15 protein-coding genes are annotated in these 21,061 nt (G+C 63.3%); 3 read left to right on the top strand and 12 right to left on the bottom strand.

Features of this window, described 5'->3' with window-relative positions; genetic code table 11:
* Positions 1-111 precede the first annotated feature (111 nt).
* The 7 genes from EJ071_RS33540 to tagH form a co-directional block, all read right to left on the bottom strand.
* On the bottom strand, positions 112-2,523 hold the full coding sequence (locus EJ071_RS33540; protein ID WP_126101697.1) for a M23 family metallopeptidase: 2,412 nt from the start codon (positions 2,521-2,523) through the stop codon (positions 112-114).
* Positions 2,520-2,930 (bottom strand): DUF1036 domain-containing protein, encoded by a 411-nt coding sequence (locus EJ071_RS33535; RefSeq protein WP_189521588.1) that lies wholly within the window; start codon positions 2,928-2,930, stop codon positions 2,520-2,522. Before EJ071_RS33535 ends, EJ071_RS33540 begins: the two co-directional genes overlap by 4 nt.
* 90 nt (positions 2,931-3,020) lie before the next feature.
* On the bottom strand, positions 3,021-5,558 hold the full coding sequence (locus EJ071_RS33530; RefSeq protein WP_126101696.1) for a serine/threonine-protein kinase: 2,538 nt from the start codon (positions 5,556-5,558) through the stop codon (positions 3,021-3,023).
* A 5-nt stretch (positions 5,559-5,563) separates the two neighbouring features.
* On the bottom strand, positions 5,564-6,334 hold the full coding sequence (locus EJ071_RS33525) for a protein phosphatase 2C domain-containing protein (RefSeq protein ID WP_126101695.1): 771 nt from the start codon (positions 6,332-6,334) through the stop codon (positions 5,564-5,566).
* A gap of 135 nt (positions 6,335-6,469) precedes the next feature.
* Complete coding sequence (gene tssM / locus EJ071_RS33520; RefSeq protein ID WP_189521323.1) at positions 6,470-9,994, bottom strand: type VI secretion system membrane subunit TssM; 3,525 nt, start codon at positions 9,992-9,994, stop codon at positions 6,470-6,472.
* A gap of 25 nt (positions 9,995-10,019) precedes the next feature.
* Complete coding sequence (tssL, locus tag EJ071_RS33515) at positions 10,020-11,264, bottom strand: type VI secretion system protein TssL, long form (protein ID WP_348628120.1); 1,245 nt, start codon at positions 11,262-11,264, stop codon at positions 10,020-10,022.
* A 544-nt stretch (positions 11,265-11,808) separates the two neighbouring features.
* Positions 11,809-12,891, bottom strand: a complete 1,083-nt coding sequence (tagH, locus tag EJ071_RS33510; protein WP_126101692.1) for a type VI secretion system-associated FHA domain protein TagH — start codon at positions 12,889-12,891, stop codon at positions 11,809-11,811.
* 308 nt (positions 12,892-13,199) lie between these two features.
* Here tagH and tssI point away from each other — a divergent pair, with 308 nt between their 5' ends.
* From tssI to EJ071_RS33495, 3 genes are read left to right on the top strand one after another with little or no spacing between them, the layout of a single operon-like run.
* Entirely contained in the window at positions 13,200-15,527 is a 2,328-nt protein-coding gene (tssI, locus tag EJ071_RS33505; protein WP_126101691.1) for a type VI secretion system tip protein TssI/VgrG, read from the top strand.
* A 17-nt stretch (positions 15,528-15,544) separates the two neighbouring features.
* A complete protein-coding gene (locus tag EJ071_RS33500; protein WP_126101690.1) occupies positions 15,545-15,970 on the top strand; it encodes a DUF6484 domain-containing protein in 426 nt (141 codons plus the stop codon).
* A 9-nt stretch (positions 15,971-15,979) separates the two neighbouring features.
* Positions 15,980-17,143, top strand: coding sequence for a hypothetical protein (locus tag EJ071_RS33495; RefSeq protein WP_126101689.1), 1,164 nt, complete (start codon positions 15,980-15,982; stop codon positions 17,141-17,143).
* 1 nt (position 17,144) lies between these two features.
* Here the strand turns inward: EJ071_RS33495 and EJ071_RS33490 are convergent, their stop codons facing one another.
* Genes EJ071_RS33490 through EJ071_RS33470 form a run of 5 tightly spaced genes read right to left on the bottom strand, consistent with a single transcriptional unit; the run spans position 17,145 to position 21,059 of the window.
* Complete coding sequence (locus EJ071_RS33490) at positions 17,145-18,194, bottom strand: hypothetical protein (RefSeq protein ID WP_126101688.1); 1,050 nt, start codon at positions 18,192-18,194, stop codon at positions 17,145-17,147.
* Entirely contained in the window at positions 18,191-19,279 is a 1,089-nt protein-coding gene (locus EJ071_RS33485; RefSeq protein ID WP_126101687.1) for a DUF2169 domain-containing protein, read from the bottom strand. The genes EJ071_RS33490 and EJ071_RS33485 overlap by 4 nt, the downstream gene beginning before the upstream one ends.
* A 3-nt stretch (positions 19,280-19,282) precedes the next feature.
* Positions 19,283-19,765: a hypothetical protein gene (locus EJ071_RS33480; protein ID WP_126101686.1), complete on the bottom strand. Its 483-nt coding sequence runs from the start codon at positions 19,763-19,765 to the stop codon at positions 19,283-19,285.
* On the bottom strand, positions 19,765-20,187 hold the full coding sequence (locus EJ071_RS33475) for a hypothetical protein (protein ID WP_126101685.1): 423 nt from the start codon (positions 20,185-20,187) through the stop codon (positions 19,765-19,767). The genes EJ071_RS33480 and EJ071_RS33475 overlap by 1 nt, the downstream gene beginning before the upstream one ends.
* An 11-nt stretch (positions 20,188-20,198) precedes the next feature.
* On the bottom strand, positions 20,199-21,059 hold the full coding sequence (locus EJ071_RS33470) for a DUF4150 domain-containing protein (RefSeq protein ID WP_126101684.1): 861 nt from the start codon (positions 21,057-21,059) through the stop codon (positions 20,199-20,201).
* Positions 21,060-21,061 lie beyond the last annotated feature (2 nt).

Genomic DNA, 21,061 nt, shown 5'->3' with positions numbered 1-21,061 from the left:
GGGCGTATGTGATCCCGACCACAGTTTTGGTTCACAAGGAGCCCGAAAAAAGTGGGTCATAATAACATCGGCCCGCAGCGACACCAATGGCCTGACGCCGAAACCCAACTTTCAAAGGGTGGTCTGGATCGAGTTTATGAGAGCCGTGACGGCCTGCTTGTATTTTTCGAACTCCGGCGAGGTCTGCCGGATCTGTGTCGTGGTCGTCTGCTGGCTCTGATCGGACGCCAAGCGGGTCACCTTCTGCCCCATCTTCCGTTCGGCCCAGTCGATGACGTAGCTGGTGGTCTTGCCGGTCAGGAAAGGGTTGGCCTGGATGACGGCTGATCCGAGCACGGCGCTCAATTGCGAAGAGCCCGGCGCCCCCAGCACCTGGGCCGCGCCTTCCATGCCCAGGAAATGGCAGAGATAGAGCCGCCCGGCGGTGATCTGGTGGCCGCGGGCGCGAAGATAGGCTTCGCCCTCGCGCGCCAGGTTGCGCACCATCTCGCGCGACAGCGTGGCGTCAAAGCGAAGCGCCAGCAGGTCGGCGGTCGACAGCGAGCGGGCGAGATCGGGCCGGTAGGTGTTCATCATCCGGATCCACGTCTTGGTGATGAATTGCCCGGCGCCCGTCGCCGAGGAAAGCGGGTTCTTGGCCCGCGCGCTGCCGCCGCTTTCGACATGGACGATGCGGTCGGTCAGCGTCTCGACGGCTGCATCACCGGAACCACCGGAAGCGTAGGCGGCGACCGTGGTGACCGTCCCCAGCGGGTCGATCGCCTCGCCGCTCTGGTAGAGCTCGAAATGCAGATGTGGTCCGGTCGAAAGCCCCGTGGTGCCGATATAACCGATGACGTCGCCGGCCTTCACCCTGGTGCCGACGCCGCTCGCGATGGCGAATTTTTGCATATGCGCGTAGCGCGTCTCGCGCCCGTTGGCGTGCGCGATCTTCACCAGGTTGCCATAGCCGCCGCCATCACCCTGGAAGGTGATCTCACCGTCGAAGGCGGCCACGATCGGCGTGCCGACCGGAGCGGCCCAGTCGACGCCTTTGTGGATGCGGACCGTGCCGAGGATCGGATGCTTGCGCGGGCCGAAGGTGGAGGTCATCACCCCGGCGACCGGCGTGACCATGCCGTTGGTCACGGTCAGCGAACGAACTTCGTCATTGCCGGTGACGCATGCATACTGCCCGTCGCTCTGCTGGAAGACGAAACAGTCGAGGCTCTTCTGCGCGCCCTGGACGCCGACATAGAGAACCCGTCCGGAGATCTCGCCCTGGCCGCGCGGCGTCCGCGAATAGATCAGCACCAGGCGCTGGTCCTCGCTGGCAAAGGCGTCGAGATCCTGTCCTCGCGACAGATACATGATCGCCTCGCCGATCACGCTGGTCGGAACTTTGTTGCGCGCCGCCGTCGAATAGATCGCGTCGAGCAGGCGGTACTGCCGCTTGGGCCCGCCTTCGTCGGAAGCGCCTGAATAGTTGAACAGGTCCTCGCGCACCCAGGGGTCGACGCCCGACACGAACGCGCCCGCCGCATTGCGCGTCAGCGTGCCGACATAGACGTTCCTGGCATAAATCGAGACCTGCATGAGCGACATAGTCGCCGTCTCGCGGTTCGGCCTGAAGCCGCGCATGGCCACGACGTAGCCCGCCTGCAATCCATCGCGGTTGAACAACGCCTTCAGCGCCTCGCCCGCCAGCTTCGCGTCGTCGGCGGAGAAATGCGCATCGGCGACGACGCTGTCCAGGCTGCGGTCGTTGAGGATTTTTACGAACGTGTCCTCGGTCGCCTCGAAGCGCTGGTATTCGCTGGTGACGGTCGCGACGGTCGTATTGTTTTCGATCGCGGTCTTCTTGAAGGCGGGTAGGGCGGCTTCCCCCTGATCGACGGTCTCGCCCCAGCCGGCCTCCGGATCGTCGGCGTCTGCCTTGGGCGCTGAACCGGCAGGCGCTTCGCCCTCGTCTGGCGCCGGCTGCAGGTCGTTCTCCAGATCGCCTTGCTGATCGTCGGTTGCTGCCGGAGCTGGAGGCGCGGCTTGCTGATCGTCAGGCGCCGTGGCCGGAGATTTCGGCGCGGTCTGCCGCTGCGCCTGGAAGAACGCGAAATCCTCCTGTGTCGAGGGGATCGTCGTCATGAATTTTTCGCTGGCGCTCAGCATCGCGTCGGAGAGGATCTCGATCTGCGGCGAGGCGCCGGAACTGTCGAGCTCGGCAGGACGCGCGACCGTGCGGCCTTTTGTTGCCGTTTCGGTGTCGGGGGCGAGCGTGATCCACATCGGGTCTCCGGCGAGGTCGATGATCGCCGGCACATAAACCGAAGCGTCGGGCGGCACGTCTTCCATACCCTCGACGGGGTGCAACTCCTCGTCCTCGTCGCCGAACGACCAGTAGTCCCTGGTAAGGTAGAAACCCGCCGCGATCGAAACGACGGCAATCGTGGCAAAGCCGGAAAGGACCCAGCGCCAGTGCTTGCGCCGGCGCTCGGCCAGGCGCGCCTGCTTCTTCAATTTGAAGCTCGTGTCGATGCTGTGCGTCACGGGCTGTTTCCGGTCAGGAAATACGTCCAGCGCACCTGCTCGAGCGTGTCGACCTCGACGAAGCGCGCGGCGATATGGCCGCGTTGCCAGCATTCGTCGATGCCGCGTATCGAGAAGCGGCGCCGGTCGATGCACATATCGATCGATCCGTTGAGGATCGCGTGACCGAAGACGTCCGTGGCGTAGATGTAGATGTAGCGGTTGGTCAGCTCCTCGCGGATGACGTTGACGCATTGGTTGGCGCCGATCGTCCACCAGCCGTCGGTCTGGTCGGCATCGTCGACCTTCTGTCCGACGGCGAGATTGACGACGTCGAGCGTCTGGTTGCAGACGGTGAATTCGGCATGCGCCCGGTCGGTCAGAAAGATCGAGAGCAGTGCCGTGCCTAGAAACGCGGCAAGCCTCATGGGGTCAGGCAGAAGTGGCAAGCCACACTTCTTGCGTGGCGGCGGCTGGAAAGATGAACGCGGGCGGCGGAGTTCCATCGTCGTCCATGTCTATCCGCCAAGCCGAAAATACTTGGCCGTGGCGGAGAACTGGGAACCGTCGGCTTCGATCTCCTCGAGAATCTTCGGCAACAGCTCCGAGGCCGGCGTCGGCCGCGAGAACATTGCGGCCTGGATGTCCTTGGGCCCGGTGATGACCAACATGATCTGCGGCACGGCCTTGCCGGCCGCCTTGTCCGCGCCGCCGAGCCCGATCGGGATGCTGAACGTCGCCTTGTCCGCTTGCGCGACCATACGGTCGTCGAGGTTGAAGGCGATGCCCTTGTGATCGATCAGCATCACGTTGGAAATGAGCCCGCCGCGCGTCGCCAGGGTGCCGCTGATCGGCGAGCCGTCCGGCACGGACATCCGGTCGAGAACGAGTTGCGGCCGCTCGGTCCCGCTCCGGTCGAGAAAGCGCAGGAAGTTGGTCACCTCGCATTGCGGCTGGTCGATGAGGCGCACGCTGATGTCCGGTTCGAGATGGAATTTCGCCTGGAAATCATTGAGCATCTGCTCGAAGGGCTGCACGGCGGTTCCAAAACCTTCGATTGCCGCGGCGCTGTCCGTTGCCGATGTCAGGCTCGCATAAAAACAGTCGCCGCCGCTGAAGTCGCGCACCCATGAGGCGCGCTGAGCCAGCTCGTTTGTCGGCGGCGGAACCTGCGGCTTGGGCAGGTTGATGGCGACGTCCGTATTCTGAGGCTCCTTGGCTGCAGGCGGCTGCTGCGGCAGTGGTGCCGGTTGTGTCGAGGCGCTCGGAGTTGCCGGCTGGCTGGCCGGCGCTTCGGTCGGCTGGTTGGGAGGCGACGCCTGTGCATGGTTTTCCGTAGGCGAGGGGGTCAGTGGTTTGGGCAGCTTGGACAGAGCTTCGATGATGTCCGATACCCTGGGCTTGGCGGCCGGCGGCTCGCGGGCCGGTTGCGCCGGTCTCTGGCTGTCCGCAGCCTTCGGCGCGGGAGCGGGCGACGGTGACGTCTGGGTTGACGGTTTCGCAGGCTCGGTCTCAGCTGGCTGCGGCATCGGCGCCTCATTGTTGGCGAGGTTCCCCGACTGGGCCGCCGGTGGCGCTTTTTCGGCGGGCTGGACCTCTGCGGCCGGCGGCTGAGATTTCGGGGTCGGCCCGGGAATTTCGGCAGGCTGTGCCGGCGTCTGATCGGCCGCCGCATCCGCCGGCTTTTCCACGGGGGGCGCCTCGGCTTTTGTTTGTGATGGCGTAGTCTGAACAGGCTTTGCCGGTTCATTGGCGGTGGCATTGTCGGGGTTCTGTGGCAGGGGCTTCGCCAGCTCTGGCTGAGGCTTGGGTGCCTCCGTCACAGATTCTGCCGAAGGCTTCGGCAGAAGAGGCGTGAGTTTTTCGGTCACCGGCGGCGGAGGCGACATGACGCCACTGAAATAGAGCCCGGCGCCCGCCACGATAGTCAGCGCCGCCACCGCGCCGACGGCGATGGCTGGGGTCCTCGAAGCTTTTTTCTGCACCGCAGCCGTGGCGGCTCGCGGCGGAGTTGCCTGCGGCGAAGGCCGCGGCTCGGACAGAAGCGCCGGCCGTACATGCGGGACGAAGCGCGGTTCGCCGGGAACCGTCGAAGCCGGAGGGCTGGAATTCGGCAGCGCGGTCCAGCCGGCGCGCGGCAGGCCGGAGCGCTCGCGCGGCGCGAAAGATGCGGGCGGTGGCAAGGTTGCGTCGAGATCGTCGTCGCGCGTTGCCCTGGCAATCTCGGCCATGCTTGCCGGCCGTTCGCGAGGATCCGGCTGCAGCATCGCTTCGATGAGCATGCGGAAGTCGGGGTCGATATCCGACAGGTCCGGCACTGTCCGGCGCTTCTCGACGACTTCATACTGCGAGCCGCTCATGTCGAGCGGCTTTCCGCGCAGCGCGGCGGCCAGCACCAGTCCGAGACTGTAGATGTCGGATTGCTCGCTGACTTCGCCGCCATAGAGGCCGAGCTGTTCGGGCGAGACGTAATTGTATTTGCCGGCGAACTTTCCGCCGATCAGCGTCTCGCCGCCGACGTTGGCCGAGCGCGCGATGCCGAAGTCGATGATCTTGGCGCGCTCGACCCGACCGCCCGGTAGGATGATGTTGTCGGGGGAGAGGTCGCGGTGGACCGCGCCGGCCTGATGCACGGCGCTCAAGCCCGAGGCGAGGCGATGGCAAAGCCTGCGCACATCGGGCGGTGACATGGGACCGCGCCGCATGACATCGAACAGCGACTGGCCGTCCACGAACTCCATGGCGAGGTAGGGACGGCCGATCCCCGGATCGATGGTGAAGACGTGGTATCGCACCACCGCATCATGCGACAAATGGTTGAGGATCGACGCTTCCTTGCGGAACAGGGACAGGATCGTCTGGTCGCGGGCGAACTCGGGCAGCACGATCTTGATCGCGACATGATCGCCGGTCTGGATGTTATGGCCGCGATAGACTTCGCCCATGCCGCCGGACGCGATCCGCTCGTCGAGTTCGTAGATGCCGCTGAGCTGCGTGCCGACGCCGGTATACGCGAGGCTAGGCGAAATCCGCGTCTTATTGTCGTCGTCGCTCATCTATCTCAGCCTTCCGCCCTGGACCGACCTGCATGAAGCGGTCCGTTGCGCCCGTCGCCGACCTTGACCAGCACGATGGTGACATTGTCCGTTCCGCCGCGCGCCAGCACCGTCTCCAGGAGCTTCTCGCACGCCTCCTGCGGCGGCGCGGACTTGACCGCCGCCTCGATCTCGGCGTCGCTGACATGCGCGGTGAGCCCGTCGGTGCTGAGGACGAAAACATCGCCCGGCATCAATTCGCCTTGCTGGAAATCGATCTCGAGCTCGTCGCTGACCCCGACGGCATGTGTGATGACATTGCGACGCGGCCAGACCAGCGCTTCCTCCGCGCTGATCATGCCGCGATCGACGAGTTCCTGGACTTCGGTATGGTCCCTCGAAATCTGAGAGATCGCCCCGCCGCGCACCAGATAGATGCGGCTGTCGCCGGCCCACAGGCCCGCGAACCGCCCGTCCATCGCGAGCAGGGCGGCGAAGGTGGAGCCGATGGTGATGCCGCGCGATCGCGATATGTTGCGGATCTCGGCATTGGCGCGGCTCAGCCGGTCCTCGAAGCGCGCGCGAAGGTCCGGCGCGGAGCTGGCGATGCCGATCGTCGCCAGATGATCGACGATGCTGGCCGAGGCGACCTCGCCGGCCTCATGCCCGCCCATCCCGTCGGCCACCACCCAAAGGCCGGTCCGAGGATCGACGAGGTAATTGTCCTCGTTGTGGTCGCGCACGCAGCCTTTATGGCTCACACCGAAGCTTTCGATGGGGAGGGCGACAATGCTCAATTTGCCACCAAGCGCTTCGCGAGCGTCCTCTGTGACGAACCATGGGCCGCGTGCCCAGGCCACTCTGCCACAAGCGCATACATTAGAGTACCGAAATGAAGGCTGGCGCCGGCGATGCTCTGGAGCGCTGCCATGTCAGAACGCCTTCGGGCAGCTGAAATCGGACAGCGCCGGGAGCAGGAAGGGGTTGGCCCCCGACCCGGTCTCCATCTTGTAGGCGACGTCGCGTCCGCCGATCACGAAGCGCGCTTCGGTGTTGCCGCCATCGCCGGTGACCGTCGCCTTGTCCAGCAGCCGCTTCAAGGCCCATGGCCCCTCGAATTTGAGGGCGGATTCGCGGCCCGGCATTTCCGGCGTCAGGCTGAGACTGGCCGATCCGGAAGCGGCACCGCTCGGCCATGTCACGATGCTTGGCGCGTTGCCGGCCTGCGCGCTTTGGACGGTCTGCCCGTCGACATTGAGCACCGCGCTGTCGGCCTCGCTGTTCAGCGAGGTAGGCGTGAAGGTGATCGAGACCGACGGCGCCGAACCGCCGGACGGGAAGTAGGCATTGCGGATTTCCGCCGCCGACTGGAACGCTTTCAGGGTCGACTTGGCAAGGTCGCGGCCGGAGCGCGCGTCCTGCTTCCAGGTCCAGTCCTGACCCGTCATGTCGATCAGCGGCGCCAGGTTCTGCGCGAAGAACCGGTCCATCAGGCCGCCCGGCGCGAACAGCTTGGCGAAATCGGCAAGAGAGATTTCCTCCGTGCTGTCGCCGGCGAAGGGATAGTGACCGTTGACGGCCTCCTCGCAGGGGCGCGTGACCGCCTCATCGAGCGTCTGGTTGAGATTGGCGATCGAGGTTTCGGCAACGTTGCCCTCGAACTCGTCGGCCGCAGCATCGACCATGCGCGCGAGCGGCTTGGGCAAGCGCGAAGCATTGGCGCGCAGCGTCGAAATCTGCAGCTTCAGGTTCGCGTTGACGCGCTCCGTCTGCGAAGGCACGTCCGCCGCGAGCTTCACGCTCTGGTAGACGTCGTGGAAATTCTGCGTCAGCGCATCGAGCGGGCGGCGTCCGCTGGAGCCGCTCACCAGCGCCTGGAACGGCCTGAACTGTGCTTCCACAGTAGCGCCGGCGTTCTGCGTGGCGGACGAGCTTGTCCCGGCACGGCTCTGCGACTTGCCGCCGGCGATCTGCAGGCCGATGCGGGCCAGGCCCTTGGCCATAATAGCTGGATCCTGCTGTGGCGCGCTGGTCTCGGAGACGGTGTTATCCATCGTCAACGCGGTTTCATCCGCGATTGCGGTGAACAGCCGGTCAAGCGGCGAGCCCGGCGAGGCGGCGGCCGAAAGTGCGATATATTGCGGCTTGTCCTTCAGCATCGCCTTGAACTTCAGCCGGTCGAGCGCGCCGTTCCAGGCGGAAGCGAATTCCTTGCCGTAGCGGTCGATGAGCTCGGGGCCGAGCTTGGGCAGGTCCTGGTCGATGCCGCCCTGCTCGCCGCCACCGCCGAGAACCCATTGGTCGTCGACCAGCATTTGCGCCATGCGCGAGAGCTGCGGCAGGTAGAAGCCGTTGAAGCCGGCCCGGGTGTAGAGTCCGGGAACGCGAAGGTCGGAGAGCTCGCTGCCGTCCATGCGTTCGAACAAAAGCTGCGCCTCCGAACCGGCTTTCGCGGCAACGGAAAAGTCCTGGAGTTTTGCAGCGTAGACCGCCGATTTGATCAGCGCCGATGCGCGGTCGGCAAGGCTCATGCGTCCGAGCGAGCGCTGCGCCGCCTCGACCAATGGCTGGTTCAGATCGAAGACCGGGTCGTAGGCGTCGTCGAGCGTGAGCATGGCGCGCAGATGCTTTTCGAGCTGCGCGCGGCCCTCGCGGTTGTTCTCGCCTGGATAGCGGTTTTCCTCCCAGTCCTGCTTCATCCAGGAGATAATCAGCTCGTCGTCGACCTTCGGCGCCTTGCCGCCCAGCATCAGATAGATCTTCAACGGTTCGTAGAGCGCGATCGGATCGGCCATCTTTGCCTGGATCGTCCGTTCCGCCTGAACCAGGAGCCGCGAGCGGAAGCTTCGCTCCAGCGCCTGCCGGTAGGCCGTCTTGGACGCCGATAGAAGTCTCTCCCGCTGGCTGAGCCCAAAACTCTCCTCGACCGGCCTCGTTTGGCCGGCGGTTTCATATCCCGCCGGCAGGTTGCGCAACTGATCGAGCGGCCCGATGACGTTCTCGAGATCGACATCGGTCACCGTCGTGCTCTTGAGCAGCGAATCCGCACTGTCGCGATACTGCGCCATCGCCTGCCGTGTGGAGGCGATCAGCGATTTGTTGGCCGAGAAGCTGAGACCGAGCACGCCGAGCGCCGCCAAAGCCGCCAGCGCGATAGCGGCGAGGCCGCCAAATCTGGCGAGCCTGGCGCGCCGCTCCGCGGCCCTGTCGAAGGAGACCCAGCCGGCCTCCGGGAAGATCACCTTCGCCAGAAGATCATGCAGGAAGAAGCTTTTGCCGGTGCCGGAAAGATGCGCCTGGGAAGCGCTGCCGAAATTGCGGCCGATCGCGCCCAGCACCTGGTCGATCGGCGTTCCTTCCTGGGTGCCTGACGAAAAATAGAGCCCGCGCAGGCTGACATTGACCTGGCTTCGGGACGGGTCGAACAGGCTGGTGACGAAGCGCACGATGCGTACCCTCAGCGCGCCGAACTGCGCCGGGAAGCCGAAGATCGCGATGCGCGCCACCGGGTCGGCCTCGTCCTGGAGGCGGTCGGCGATCTCGTCCGCCAGCTGCCTGGCCAGCGCGTCGAACTCGGCCGGAGCCTCGCCGATCATGTTCCTGTTGCGGTCGGTGGTCTGGAACGTCGCGCCCCACACCTTGCGCCGGCGGGCTTCGTCGAAATCGCCGAAATAGTCCATGAAGCCGGAGATGAGATCGGCCTTGGTGAAGAGCAGGTAGACCGGGAACTGGATCTTCAGCGTCTCGTGCAGTTCCCGCAGGCGGCTTCTTATCTCGGTGACATGCGCATCGAGCTGCTGGTCGTCGAGGCCGATGAGATCGGCAAGGCTGATGGCGAGGATCACGCCGTTGATCGGCTGCCTGGTGCGGTATTTTTTCAAAAGTCCCAAGAAGGCGAGCCAGCTCGCCTTGTCGCGCTTGGCGTCCGACTCCTGCGTCGTATAACGGCCGGCGGTGTCGATCAGCACGGCCTCGTCGGTGAACCACCAGTCGCACGACCGCGTGCCGCCGACACCGGCCACCGGCTGGGCGTTGCCGGAGCCCGCAAGCGGAAACTTCAGACCCGAATTGACCAGCGCCGTCGTCTTGCCGGCTCCTGGCGGTCCGATGATGACGTACCAGGGGATGTCATAGAGGAAATTGCGCTTGCCGCTCGACTGCTTCAGCGACGCGATGGCCTCGCTCATGCGCGCCTCAAGCACCTGCGCATCGTCGTTCCGGTCGTCGCTGTGTACGATCGCTTTCTCGAGCGCCTTCTGCGCCTTGCGTCCTTGCCAGAGGCGGATGCCGTAGAAGAGCGCGAGCAGCGCGACGGTCACGCCGATGATCGTTGCCCTGAGCCAGGCCGGTCCGAGCGGACGGCTATCGGCAAAGCGGATCAGCGGTCCGGCATACCAGACCGCCGCCGCGAAACCGGCGAGCGCCAGCAGGCTGAATATCCTGAGCATCCAGCGCATCAGTGCCGCTTCCCGCCGCGCCCGCTCACAACGTCTCCTCCTTCGGGATCATCACGTCGACGCGGCGGTTCTTGGCGCGGCCTTCAACCGTGCCGTTGTCGGCAATCGGTTCGTCCTCACCCTTGCCGTCGACGCTCAGCCGCGACGGGTCTTTCAATTGCTTGGCCATCATCGTTTGGACGGCCTTGGCGCGAGCGACGGAAAGATCGAAGTTGGATTTGAACTGGCTCGATTTCTTCGGCTTGACATTGTCGGTGTGGCCGACGATGCGGACTGGCCCGGGCTCGGCATCCAGAGCCGCGGCTATATCGGCCGCAACGGGTTGGAATTGCGCCTTCAGCTCCGCCTGGCCGGGCGCGAACAAAAGCTGGTTGCTGACCTCCACGACGATGAAGTTGCCCTTTGTGCCGACCGTCAGCCCGCCGCCGTCGATCTCTTTGGCCAAAGCTGCGCGGATGCGGTCGATCTGTATGGTCGTCGGGACGGTAGACGGCGGCGGAGCGGCTTGCGCGGGTTCGGCCGGCGCCGCAACGCTGGCCCGCTCGATGGTGACCGGCGTCGACGGATTGAGCGCCAGCAATTCGCCGGCCGTCGCATCGCCCTCGTCGGTGATCAATACCCGCAACCCGAAGAACGCCGCCGTCACCAGCGTCGCGGCGGCAGCCGCGACCGCCCATAGCGGCAGCCGCGCCCTTGGCTTCGACAGCGTCGCCGCCATGCCTTGCCAATGGGGCGAGATGTCGTCCCCCGCACGCGGGCTGAAGTAGCGGATCGTGTCGTAGACGTCGCGCCGGATGCGTTCGAGAGTGTCCCGTTCGCCGGCCCGTTCGCGATACTGGCCTTCGAACCCGACCGACAGGCAGGCATGCATCAGTTCGAGCGGATCGTGATGACCCTCCGGGCTGCTTAGGATATTGTTCAGCGCCTCGTAGAAACCGGCGCCGGTGGGTTTGGTGTGGAAGACCTTTGCCACCAGACTGTGGCCGCTCCAGGCATCGTCCTTCGGCCAGGGCAGGTTGCCGACGAGATCGTCGGCCGTCTCGCAAAGGGCGAATTTCGCGATTCTGCCTTCCTCCTCGGCGATGCCGGCTTTCGCCAGCTCCCGGTCGAACGTCTCGATCGCTTCGGCGATGTGCTCCGCCAACGGCGCCGCTTGCCGCTCGACTGGCATTAGTCGCAACTGGCCGAACAGCACGAGCAGCGGCGCCGCAGCCGCGAGAATTGGATTTGCCGCGGCGTATTTCACGCCATCCGTGGCGTGGATCAGCATTTCCTGTTGCAACGCGGGCGTTGACGCAGCGGCTGCGGAACCTTGAACGACCATGGTTCCGGACGACCAGCCGGTCGGCATCTGCCGGCCGATGCCTGGGTCGAATACCGTCGATTCCCGGGCGGCCGGCGAAGCAGGCGCAACGCTGCCCGCAGAGTAGCTTTGAGGAGCCGCAGGCGACCGTTGTTTTGGCCTTGGCGCCCGGATGACAGTCTTGTCCGCCGGCCGGGAGGGATCGTCCTTCGAGCTCATCGGCGGTCCACCGTCGAGGTGCGGCGAACAGGTCTTCGGCGGGGAAAAAGAGCGGCTTCGCGCTTTTTATGCCAACATTTGGCGGCGGGCCGGATGGAAAGGCTCATCTCGCCGAAACATGACATTGCTGCACACGCCCCAAGTCACGCCGCTTTGCCCGCCTGGCAAGCTTCCGTGCGCCATTCTAGCCGCCCAAGCACCTAATTGAAATCGGGCAGCTGATTGGAATTGGAAAGCAGGATGCTCAAAGCGGCGTTTTCTTCTGTGAGACCGGTCACATAGCGCCGGGGTGCTACTTCTGCTTGCCGGCCTTGGCGTAAGCCTCGCTGAAATAGGCCAGGAAGACATCGAGCATGCCGTTTTCGTGCTTCTCCTCCATGGTGCGCCAGGTGGCGACGAGGGCATCCCACGCCTGGCTTTTCTTGGATGAAAAAGAAGCCGGCGGCAGCTTCCTGGCGATCGCCTCCGGCGACAGATCGTCGAGCAGCTTGGAGAGCGCCGCCTGCATGGCGGCGTAAGTGGCCAATTCGTGCGTCTTGAGATCCCGGAAGGCGTCCTCGACGCTGTGCGCGGCGTCGAGATAGCCGGCTCGGCGTTTGGCGAACATGATCTCCAGTATGTCGTCGGTGCCGGGAACGAATTTCAGCGGGTTGTTGTTTTCGGCGCCGATCATCGTGCGGTTCGCGCTTTTGGCCAGCACCTTGGCCGCCGCGCGTGCCTTGAGCAGCAGGGACAATTGCTCGACCGTGGTCCTGAGCACGGTGCCGATCTCGGCGGCCACTTCATGCGGATCGCGCGACTGAAGCAGGTCAGGCGGCATGCCGGCCGCCCTCGCGATATCCCGCAGCAGCCTGTCGGCTTCCTCGGGCCTGGCTGCCGACGCGGCCGGGGCCGGTTGCTGCAGCGCCGAGGACCTCGATACCGGAGCAGCCTGTCCGGTGCGCTGTTCCGTTGGACTGAAAAACGGCTCGTTGCCGAGGTCCAGCGGCCTGCCTGTCGATGGCGGCAGCTCGCGTTGCGTCGACCCGGTCCGGCCTTGCGGATGGTCGGTGGCAATGCGTTCCTCGTCGATCGAAACCGAAATGACATAGCGGCCGATCAGCACCCGGTCGCCAGGGGCCAGCCGGTGCGGACCGGCCATGCGCTGGCTGGAACCGTTGATGAAGGTGCCGTTGCGCGAGATGTCATAGAGCCAGAAGGAGCACGCCTGGAAGCGGACCTCGCAATGCCGGCCCGAGATGAACTTGTCCGGATCGGCAAGCGTCCAGTCGCAATTCTCGCGGCCGATCTCGAAGCTGCGGTCGCGGGCGCCATAGCTCGCCGCCGTGCCCGCGGGCAGCCTGTCGACATTGCTGATCTGGAGCGAGATGAACATCCGGAAGCGTCGCCGAACTTGGTAAATAGATACTTATTTCACGCAATTCCGGACGGAAGACCGCTGCGCGCTTTTCCCGGAATTGCACCGGCATTCTAGCATCTTGCGGGAACGGTGGGAGAGGAGCGTTTCACACCCATGCGTGGGGTATGGTTAAGCTGTCCCTGTTATTTGGCCGCGGTCAAACATGTGCTAGGCTGAATCCGTCCGGTGCGGTGAATTCGAAAACTTCCCGAACGTGATGCAGTTTACAGAGCGGGGGCTTCGATCCATCACACTGGCGGCCGCGTCCAGGAGGGGCACGACCCATGCCGAACGAACGTGCCACGGTTGTGCAGACGCCGGTTGGCGGCGATGTGCTGACCTTCACCCATCTCGTCGGGCGTGACGAGATCAGCCGCTGTTTCGCCTATACCGTCGGCTTCGTCTCGAAGAGCCATGATGTCGATCCGCTGAAGGTGCTGGGCGGCGTCGTTTCGGTCGAAGGAGAATCCGATCCGAAACGCTGGTTCAGCGGCCTCGTCTCGGAGTTCAAGCTCACCCGCATCGAGGACCGGCTGGCCTTTTACGAGGCCGTCGTCAGGCCATGGCTCTGGTTCCTCGGCAACACCACCGACTGCCGCATCTTCCAGAACATGACGGCGGTCGAAATCGTAGAAAAGATCTTCTCGAAATACGGCATCGCGAAATTCGAGAAGCGGCTGCAAGGCTCCTACCCCTCGCGCGAATATTGCGTCCAGTATGACGAGAGCGATCTGGATTTCGTGCAGCGGCTGATGGAGCACGAGGGCATCTTCTATTTCTTCGAGCATGACGAGGGCAAGCACACGCTGGTCCTCTGCGATGCGATGAGCAAGCTGAAGCCGGCGCCTGGCTACGAGAAGGTGCTCTATAATTTCGAGGGGCAGGCTTCGCGGCGCGATGTCGAATACATCACCGAATGGATTCCGGGCAGTTCAGTGCGGCCCGGCGCTTATGCCCACACCGACTATGATTTCGAAAAGCCGGGCGCCGATCTGATGGCGAAGTCCGCCCAGCCATTCAGCCACAAGGAGGCCGCCGGCGAGAATTACCGCCAGCCCGGAGCGCATCTCGATGTCGGGCGAGGCGACGCGATTGCCGGGGTTCGCCGCGAGGAACTTCAGGCGGTCCACCAGCGCAGCACGGCGGTGGGTACCGTGCGCGGGCTCTTTTCCGGCTGCAAGTTCAAGCTGGAAAGCTTTCCGCGCGACGACCAGAACCAGGACTATCTGGTGGTCAGCGCCGAATACCGCCTGTTCGATCCGGGCTATCGGACCCAGAACGAGGCCCATAGCGAAAACTTCAAGGTGGTGCTTGGCATGGCACCCACCAAATTGCCCTACCGCCCGCCGCGCATCACGCCGCGGCCGATCATGCGCGGCCCGCAGACGGCGACCGTGGTCGGTCCTTCGGGCGAGGAGATATTCACCGACAAATATGCCCGGGTGAAGGTCCAGTTCCACTGGGACCGCCTCGGCAAGAAGGACCAGAACTCTTCCTGCTTCGTGCGCGTGTCGCAAACCTGGGCCGGCAGCGGCTGGGGCTTCATCCAGATCCCGCGCATCGGCCAGGAGGTCATCGTCGATTTCATCGAGGGCGACCCCGACCTGCCGATCATCACCGGCCGCGTCTACAACGCCGCCGAGATGCCGCCCTATGGCCTGCCGGGCAATGCGACGCAATCGGGTTGGAAGTCCAATTCCTCGAAGGGCGGCGGCGGTTACAATGAGCTGATGTTCGAGGACAAGGCGGGGTCCGAGCTGGTCAATTTCCAGGCGCAGAAGGACCACCATCTGCTGATCAAGCACGACCGCAACAAGACGGTGCAGCACGACCAGTCCGACCGCATCGACCACGACGCCAAGCACTCCGTCGGCCACAACCTCGACGAGGATGTCGGCAACAACAAGACGGTCAAGATCGGCGTCGACCAGACCACCAACATCGGCAGCAATGATACCGAAACGGTGGGCAAGAACCGCTCGCTGACGGTCGGTGCCAACGAGACAATCAGCATCGGCGCCAATTCCACCGAAACGATTGGTCAGAACCATTCGCAGACCGTCAGCCTTGTGCAGACCATCACCGTCGGGGCGGCTCGTGTCGATACCGTCGGCGCGACCGAGACGCGTAGTGTCGGAGCGGTGCAGACGAACACAATTGGAGCGTCGCGAAGTGTCACGGTAGGGACAGGGCAGAGCCACACAATTGGCGCTGCCGATAGCTGGCAGATCGGCGCGGGCCAGACAGTGGACGTCGCCGCCGATCAGAGCTTTACTGTTGGCGGCGCTCATTCCTCGCAAGTGGGCAAGGCGCGCCTGGCCAAGATTGCGGCGGACGAGGGAATCGAGGTCGGCGGGGGCTATTCGCTAAAAGTTGCCAAGGCAAGCTCTGTCATAGTCGGCGAAGACGGCGTGATGAAATACGGCAAGAAGCTGTACGTCGAGGCGGCCGACGAGATTACGCTGAAATGTGGCGATGCCAGTATCGTTCTCAAAAAGGACGGCACGATCAGCCTCAAGGGCAAAGACATAAGGCTCGACGGTAGCGGCGACATCGACGTGAAAGCAGACGGAAAGACCAAGATCAAAGGCAGCAGTGTTCACAACAATTGAAAGAAGGCGGCCGTGCGATGGACGTAGCGGGGCGTATTGACGGCGTTGTCATAGGGTTGCTCATCGGCTTTGATGACGGCTCGCCGCTTGTCGTTTTCGTCGGCAACCCCAGCGACACGGCGGTCAGAGCCCGCAGCCTCGCTGTCCTCGACGGTTCTTCTGTCGGCTCGGAGGTGGCGCTGCTGTTCGAAGGGGGCGACCCGACCTGCCCCCTTGTTGTTGGACGGATAGTGGACCCACGCCCAGATCAGCGTCACGTCGAAGTGATGCGCGACGGTGAGACGGTGACAGTGGATGCGCGGCGCGATCGTATCGAGTTCAGATGTGGCCTGGCGTCCATCATCCTGGAGAAGAATGGGCGCATCTCAATTCGCGGTACACAACTCAACAGCCACGCGACCGGTACGAACTGGATACGAGGGGCGGCTGTCCACCTGAATTAGGTTGAGCCGATGCAGCGCCTTGCGACGATCCCAGCAATTGTCGACCAGCACGCGGAGGATGCCGCTTTCCTCTGGTCGCGCCGACGCCGGGAAATTGATGGACCGCTTTTGAACGAAATCGATATTGGCCGTATCGACCAGAGGCTCGATGCCGATCTCGAAGGCCTGTTCGCATCGGGCGAAGCCGCGTGGGCAGCGGCGAACGCCCGCTTCTCCGATTATCCGCAAGCCCCCGAACTGTTTGTCATGGCCTGTCTGGCCCTCCACTGGGAAGAGGAAACGAAGCTCGCCAAGGTGTTCGAGGCCGCCGCGGCGCTCGGCGAAACCGGTATCAATGCTATTTCGGGCGCTATCGCCCGAACGCCGCGGGAAAAACTTCGTTCCTTTGTCGCCAGATGGATCGATTCCAAAGAAGCAATGCTCAAATGCATTGCACTTGCGGCGCTTTGGCATCATCGGGCCGATGCCGGGCCGCGCCTGGGCGAACTGGCCGCGAATGGCCATGCCGAGGTCCGGGTCAGGGCACTCCGGCTGGCCGGTGCATTGCGCCGCCGCGATCTCCTTCCCCAGGCAATAGAGCGCCTCGCTGCCGGCCAGCCGAAGGAACGGCTAGCGGCCTCGCTCGCCGCCTGTCTGCTTGACGCCGGCCGCACGGCTTTGCCTGTCCTCGACGAACTGCTCGCCCATACCGATATTCTCCCCGGCGAGGTTTTCGACATCCGGCTGCTAGCCTCGGCGGGAACTTCCGCGAAAACCTGGCTTCAGGAGGGCCTCAACCAACTTTCGTTACGGCGGCCGGCACTGGCTGCCACCGGAGTGCTCGGCGACAGATCGATAGTCCCATGGCTGATCGAACGCATGCGCGAACCTCAGTCCGCTTATGGCGCGGGTCTAGCCTGGCGCGACCTCTTCGACGTCGATTTCAACGATACAGACCTGTTCACTGTCGATCCCGCGTTACTTGGAAAGCCATTCGCCGACATCGAGGAGTCGCCGCTTCCGTTCGCGGATCGAGCGAAGGCATGGTGGGACGAGGGACGGGGACCAGGCAAACACAAAGTATTCCACTCGATGCGCAAACAGCGGCTCGCTGCCATTAGGGCCTCTTTCGAGAACCCCGACCTGCCCTTGGCTAACTGGCGACGGACCCAGCGCTTCCCGGCCTGGATGTAGCTCAGCCGAAATTGACCCGGCTGACCAACGCGGCGGCGCGCAATCCGGCTTCGGAGGCGATCTCGCACATGGCCACCGGACCGGGCGCATAACCGGCAGTGAAACTGTCTGCTGCCACAAGCAGCGCCAAAGCTCCGCTGGCTGCTCCCACGTCGCCAACGGTCATTGCCGGATAGGCAATCGGCAGGATTTCGCGGCGTGTACGGTAGAAGCGAGACCGCGCTATGTTCGCCTCCCATCCGCTATATCGCTCTCCGTTGCCATTGCTGACTACAAAGACGATATCGGGCTCTCGCGGGCCATTGCCAGCTCCATTTAGCGTCCCCTGAAGCGCGCCGAGCAGCGCCTTGCCCTGGCTGTATCGCTCAGTAAGGACGCTATCGGCTTCCTGGGCAAAACCGGCGCCGTGGATGGAGGCGACACCCGGCGACTTCGGATCGGGCCTTGATTGCAGGCAAACAAAGGCGGCTGCTTCTCCCGGAACAACGCCTTGAGCATTGTCGGAGCCCTTTAGCCGCCCCGCGGCACCCAGCCGCGCGATATCCTTGTCGTTGACCAGGCTATCGACTCCGCCGAGCAGGATGCGCTCGACGTCAGGCCGCGCAAGCGTTTCGGACAGTTGATCGAGCACCCCGATGCTAGCTGCTGCACCGCCGTCGATCGCACGCGACGCCTCGTGGAATGGGCCACCGCATGCCTGCATTACGGCATTTAGAAAGCCGGACGGATCAATCTCTTCGAAGGCGGGATGGTTCCTGAACTTCTCGGGCAAAACAAGCATCAGCAAGGTGGTGCGTGGATCCGCCGCTGGCGATGCAAGCGCGTCCATGATGGCGCGCGCCGCCATATTCACTAGCCAGTCCCAATCGGTGGCTCTCAATGACCAGTGAGTAGGAATGCGCGAGACAGTTTGCGACGCACCCATGGGTTCGGACAGCAGGAACTCTTCATAGGCGGAGAGCCCAGCTCGGATCGCGGCCAGCGTTTGCCTCCGATTCAAGCCGCCCGGTGTCACTGCGCCGCCGCCAGTGATGTAGAGTGGCCGTTTCATGGTAGCCATGCCAGACGATTGGTAATGGTACCGTCAGTCCCGCGCAGCGCGAAATAGTCCTTGCCTTTTTGCTTCGCCGCAATCAGCGCTGGCGTGACATGGCCAAAGACGACTTCGCGTAGCGCGGGCCGGTTGCGCCGCGTCGCCACAGCTACCCGCGCCTTCAGCGTCACCCGAAATATGTCAGGCTCGATGATGATCGTATCCGCTTTGAAAATTTGGTCCTCGACGCGGTCATCGAAGATCAGGCGGATGGGCGCGACGACGCGTGGGAGTTTGAAGTTCCACCGGCCGCCTGGAGTGAGTCCTATCAGGGTGACCTGATCGCCGCCGTTGAGATTTGGCAGTTGCTGGTCCGACGGTGCTGCGAGATTGTAACGCGGATCGAAATCCTTCGGAGGTAAGGGCCACTGGGTGTCGATCCAAGCCTGATCATAAGTCCCAGCCAACGGCAGACGCGGCTGCCAGCCGCGTCCGAGCGTTGCGAAGCCTGCCGGCCGCGGCTTGTCCAAGGGACTCATGAATGGCTCGGCCGGGTAGGTTATGTTTGGCGCTTGCGTCTTGACTGCTGGATCAGCCGAGCGGGCATGCGCGAAACCCACTCCCAGCGGATTGCGAGGATCAGTCTTCAGGTCGGCCGTGGTACCGCCATAAGCGCGTTCGTAGACGATAGGCATCCGCGTGAACGGATGTGGAGCGCTGTAGCTGCCGGCATCGTAGATGCGGTCACCTACAATATTGAGCACCTTTTGCAGTGGTCCGAGCTTCAGTCCCACTTGCATTTCTCGAACCGACTTCCCGTGCGGCGCGTATGCGGTGCCGTTGACGATGACGTCGACGCCCGGCTTAAGCACCGCGATATCGGCCTCATAGCGCGTCGAAGAAACGGCCGGATCGCCGAAAAAAACATCGCTGAGCGTCACCGGCATTTGTTTGTCAGCCGGCTCCAAGGCGCTCGTTTCGTCCACACCTTCGAAGCTCGCCGAGAAGAGCCCGAGGTAAACCTCCTGTCCGTCGGCATCGGGCAATGTGTAAGATCCGACCGCGAAGGGCGTGCGATTCTCCAACCAGACAGCAAAGCTCATTGCTCAGCACCAGGCTTTGTTCTTGTCCATGCCTATCGGCCAGTACGGCATACACGCGATCAGGCGCACCAGTTCCTTCTTCTTGGCGTCGATCAGCCATTGCAGGAGCAAGGTTTCGGGATAGACGATCTCTTCGGAACTCTTGTTGGCGTCGCAGCAATCGAGCCAGTAGTTGCGTACGATCCAGACTACATTCCCATGCGCGGCTGCGCCGGCGGCACGCTTGTTGAACGCCGAGCGAATAGCCTCTTCACGATTCAATCCCAGTTGTTGCTGCGCCCTGACCGTGTCGGCCCACCAGGGCGCCGCGATCTCGTAGGCCGTCTGGATATCTTCCAAGTAGCCATCGAAAAGGTCCTGGTGCCGCTGAGAGCTCTGAGCGAGCTTGCGCGCCGCGATTTTTGCATCCCTCGGCTCGACGCAACCGGGCTGGCGCAGCAGGCGGTGAATGCCGCGATCGGTCTCAAAATAGGTGATCAGGGCCATTAGGTGATCTCCTGGTCTTGGTCTAGCCCGATCGGCAGGAAAACGAAGCCGTTGACCACCTCGACCAAATCGGGCGCCTTACTGGGAATGTCATCGATCAACAAATCTATGTGGCCGACATAGCGCGGGCTGTCGCCGAGGTCGTCTATACCCCATTTTTCCTCGGCCGATTTCTCGGCCTGCTCGACGAATTCATGTTCGTTCTTTCGGTTTAAGTTCTCCACCTCGAAATAGTACGTCCGGAAGGTATGCAGAAAGCGCGGATGCCCAGAAATTCCGGTCGGCCAGACCAGTGAGATCGCCTCGGAGGTGTCCGTTGCAGCTATCGCGCCCCACCAGGCTTTGACTTCAGGCAACAGCCCCCGCAGTTCGGCGATGTAGCGCTGCTGGATATCGTCGTAGCTCTTGGCGATCACGATCATGGTTCACTCTCTCATAGCGTGGCCGCGTAGGCTTCCGCCTGACTTCCTTGACTTCGATAATGCGCCTCACAGTGAGGTTTGACCCGGCTTGCGCGTTCGAAGTACTTCTTGAAATCGGCAAGTTTCATGTTGCATCCGCCGAGCGCCCAGGCCACACACAGCGGTGGCTGATGGTCGTGGGTCATATGGCCTGGGCCGCGCGCCATGTCTTTTCCGTGGGTAGGATCCTCGTACCGTTGGATCGCTCCCGTGCTTGATCGTGTGGTGCGCCAATGAGCCCGCGACACCCGTTTGTCGTCCCGGGCGCATTCCCAGCACGGTTTGTTCCGAACAGCCTTCTTCTGAGCCGGGGAAGGATCCTTATCCGGCCGGTGGACCTTCGCATCGTAAGGCTTGCTCGGACAGGGACCGGGCGGGATGCCCTTGCGTCTGAGCAGTGCCTTGAAGGTATTGATCGCCGTCTGGTCGATACAGTTGGGCAGATCGCTTGCCGTGTTCTGAGCCATCATGTCGCCATGACGGTCGACCCCCTTGCCCTCCGCCTTGACCGTGAACGACCACAGTTTGAAGACGCCTTTGCCCTTGATTTTGTGGGTGATTACGCCCGCACCGAGTCCCTGCGTCGCTGGTTCGTTGCCGGTACTAGTTGAAATCTCTGAAGAATTCTCGATCGCCGTAGGCTCGCCGTCGATCTTGACGCTTTTGGTGCCGTTCGACAGGTCGGAGGAGGATAGCATGTTGACGTAGGGCACCGGAACCGGGCCTGCAGGCGGTGACGGCGGCGACAGACAGACGTCGCCGGGCGCAATGCCCTTGCCATTGCTGCCCTTGTGGAAGAAGCCCATGTTCTCGGCAAAGACGGTAATGGCCATGA

The organism is Mesorhizobium sp. M1B.F.Ca.ET.045.04.1.1, from assembly GCF_003952465.1.
Lineage (GTDB): Bacteria > Pseudomonadota > Alphaproteobacteria > Rhizobiales > Rhizobiaceae > Mesorhizobium > Mesorhizobium shonense.
Note: the sequence above shows the minus strand (reverse complement) of the source record. Positions and strands in the feature narration are given on the sequence as shown.

Excerpts from the sequence above, each read along its gene's own strand:
- EJ071_RS33480 (WP_126101686.1), bottom strand. The coding sequence starts at position 19,765 with ATGGCCCTGATCACCTATTTTGAGACCGATCGCGGCATTCACCGCCTG.
- tssI (WP_126101691.1), top strand. The coding sequence starts at position 13,200 with ATGCCGAACGAACGTGCCACGGTTGTGCAGACGCCGGTTGGCGGCGAT.
- EJ071_RS33470 (WP_126101684.1), bottom strand. The coding sequence starts at position 21,059 with ATGGCCATTACCGTCTTTGCCGAGAACATGGGCTTCTTCCACAAGGGC.
- EJ071_RS33530 (WP_126101696.1), bottom strand. The coding sequence starts at position 5,558 with ATGAGCGACGACGACAATAAGACGCGGATTTCGCCTAGCCTCGCGTAT.
- EJ071_RS33475 (WP_126101685.1), bottom strand. The coding sequence starts at position 20,187 with ATGATCGTGATCGCCAAGAGCTACGACGATATCCAGCAGCGCTACATC.
- EJ071_RS33500 (WP_126101690.1), top strand. The coding sequence starts at position 15,545 with ATGGACGTAGCGGGGCGTATTGACGGCGTTGTCATAGGGTTGCTCATC.
- tagH (WP_126101692.1), bottom strand. The coding sequence starts at position 12,891 with ATGTTCATCTCGCTCCAGATCAGCAATGTCGACAGGCTGCCCGCGGGC.
- EJ071_RS33535 (WP_189521588.1), bottom strand. The coding sequence starts at position 2,930 with ATGAGGCTTGCCGCGTTTCTAGGCACGGCACTGCTCTCGATCTTTCTG.
- tssM (WP_189521323.1), bottom strand. The coding sequence starts at position 9,994 with ATGCGCTGGATGCTCAGGATATTCAGCCTGCTGGCGCTCGCCGGTTTC.
- tssL (WP_348628120.1), bottom strand. The coding sequence starts at position 11,264 with ATGCTGATCCACGCCACGGATGGCGTGAAATACGCCGCGGCAAATCCA.
- EJ071_RS33490 (WP_126101688.1), bottom strand. The coding sequence starts at position 18,194 with ATGAAACGGCCACTCTACATCACTGGCGGCGGCGCAGTGACACCGGGC.
- EJ071_RS33495 (WP_126101689.1), top strand. The coding sequence starts at position 15,980 with ATGCAGCGCCTTGCGACGATCCCAGCAATTGTCGACCAGCACGCGGAG.
- EJ071_RS33485 (WP_126101687.1), bottom strand. The coding sequence starts at position 19,279 with ATGAGCTTTGCTGTCTGGTTGGAGAATCGCACGCCCTTCGCGGTCGGA.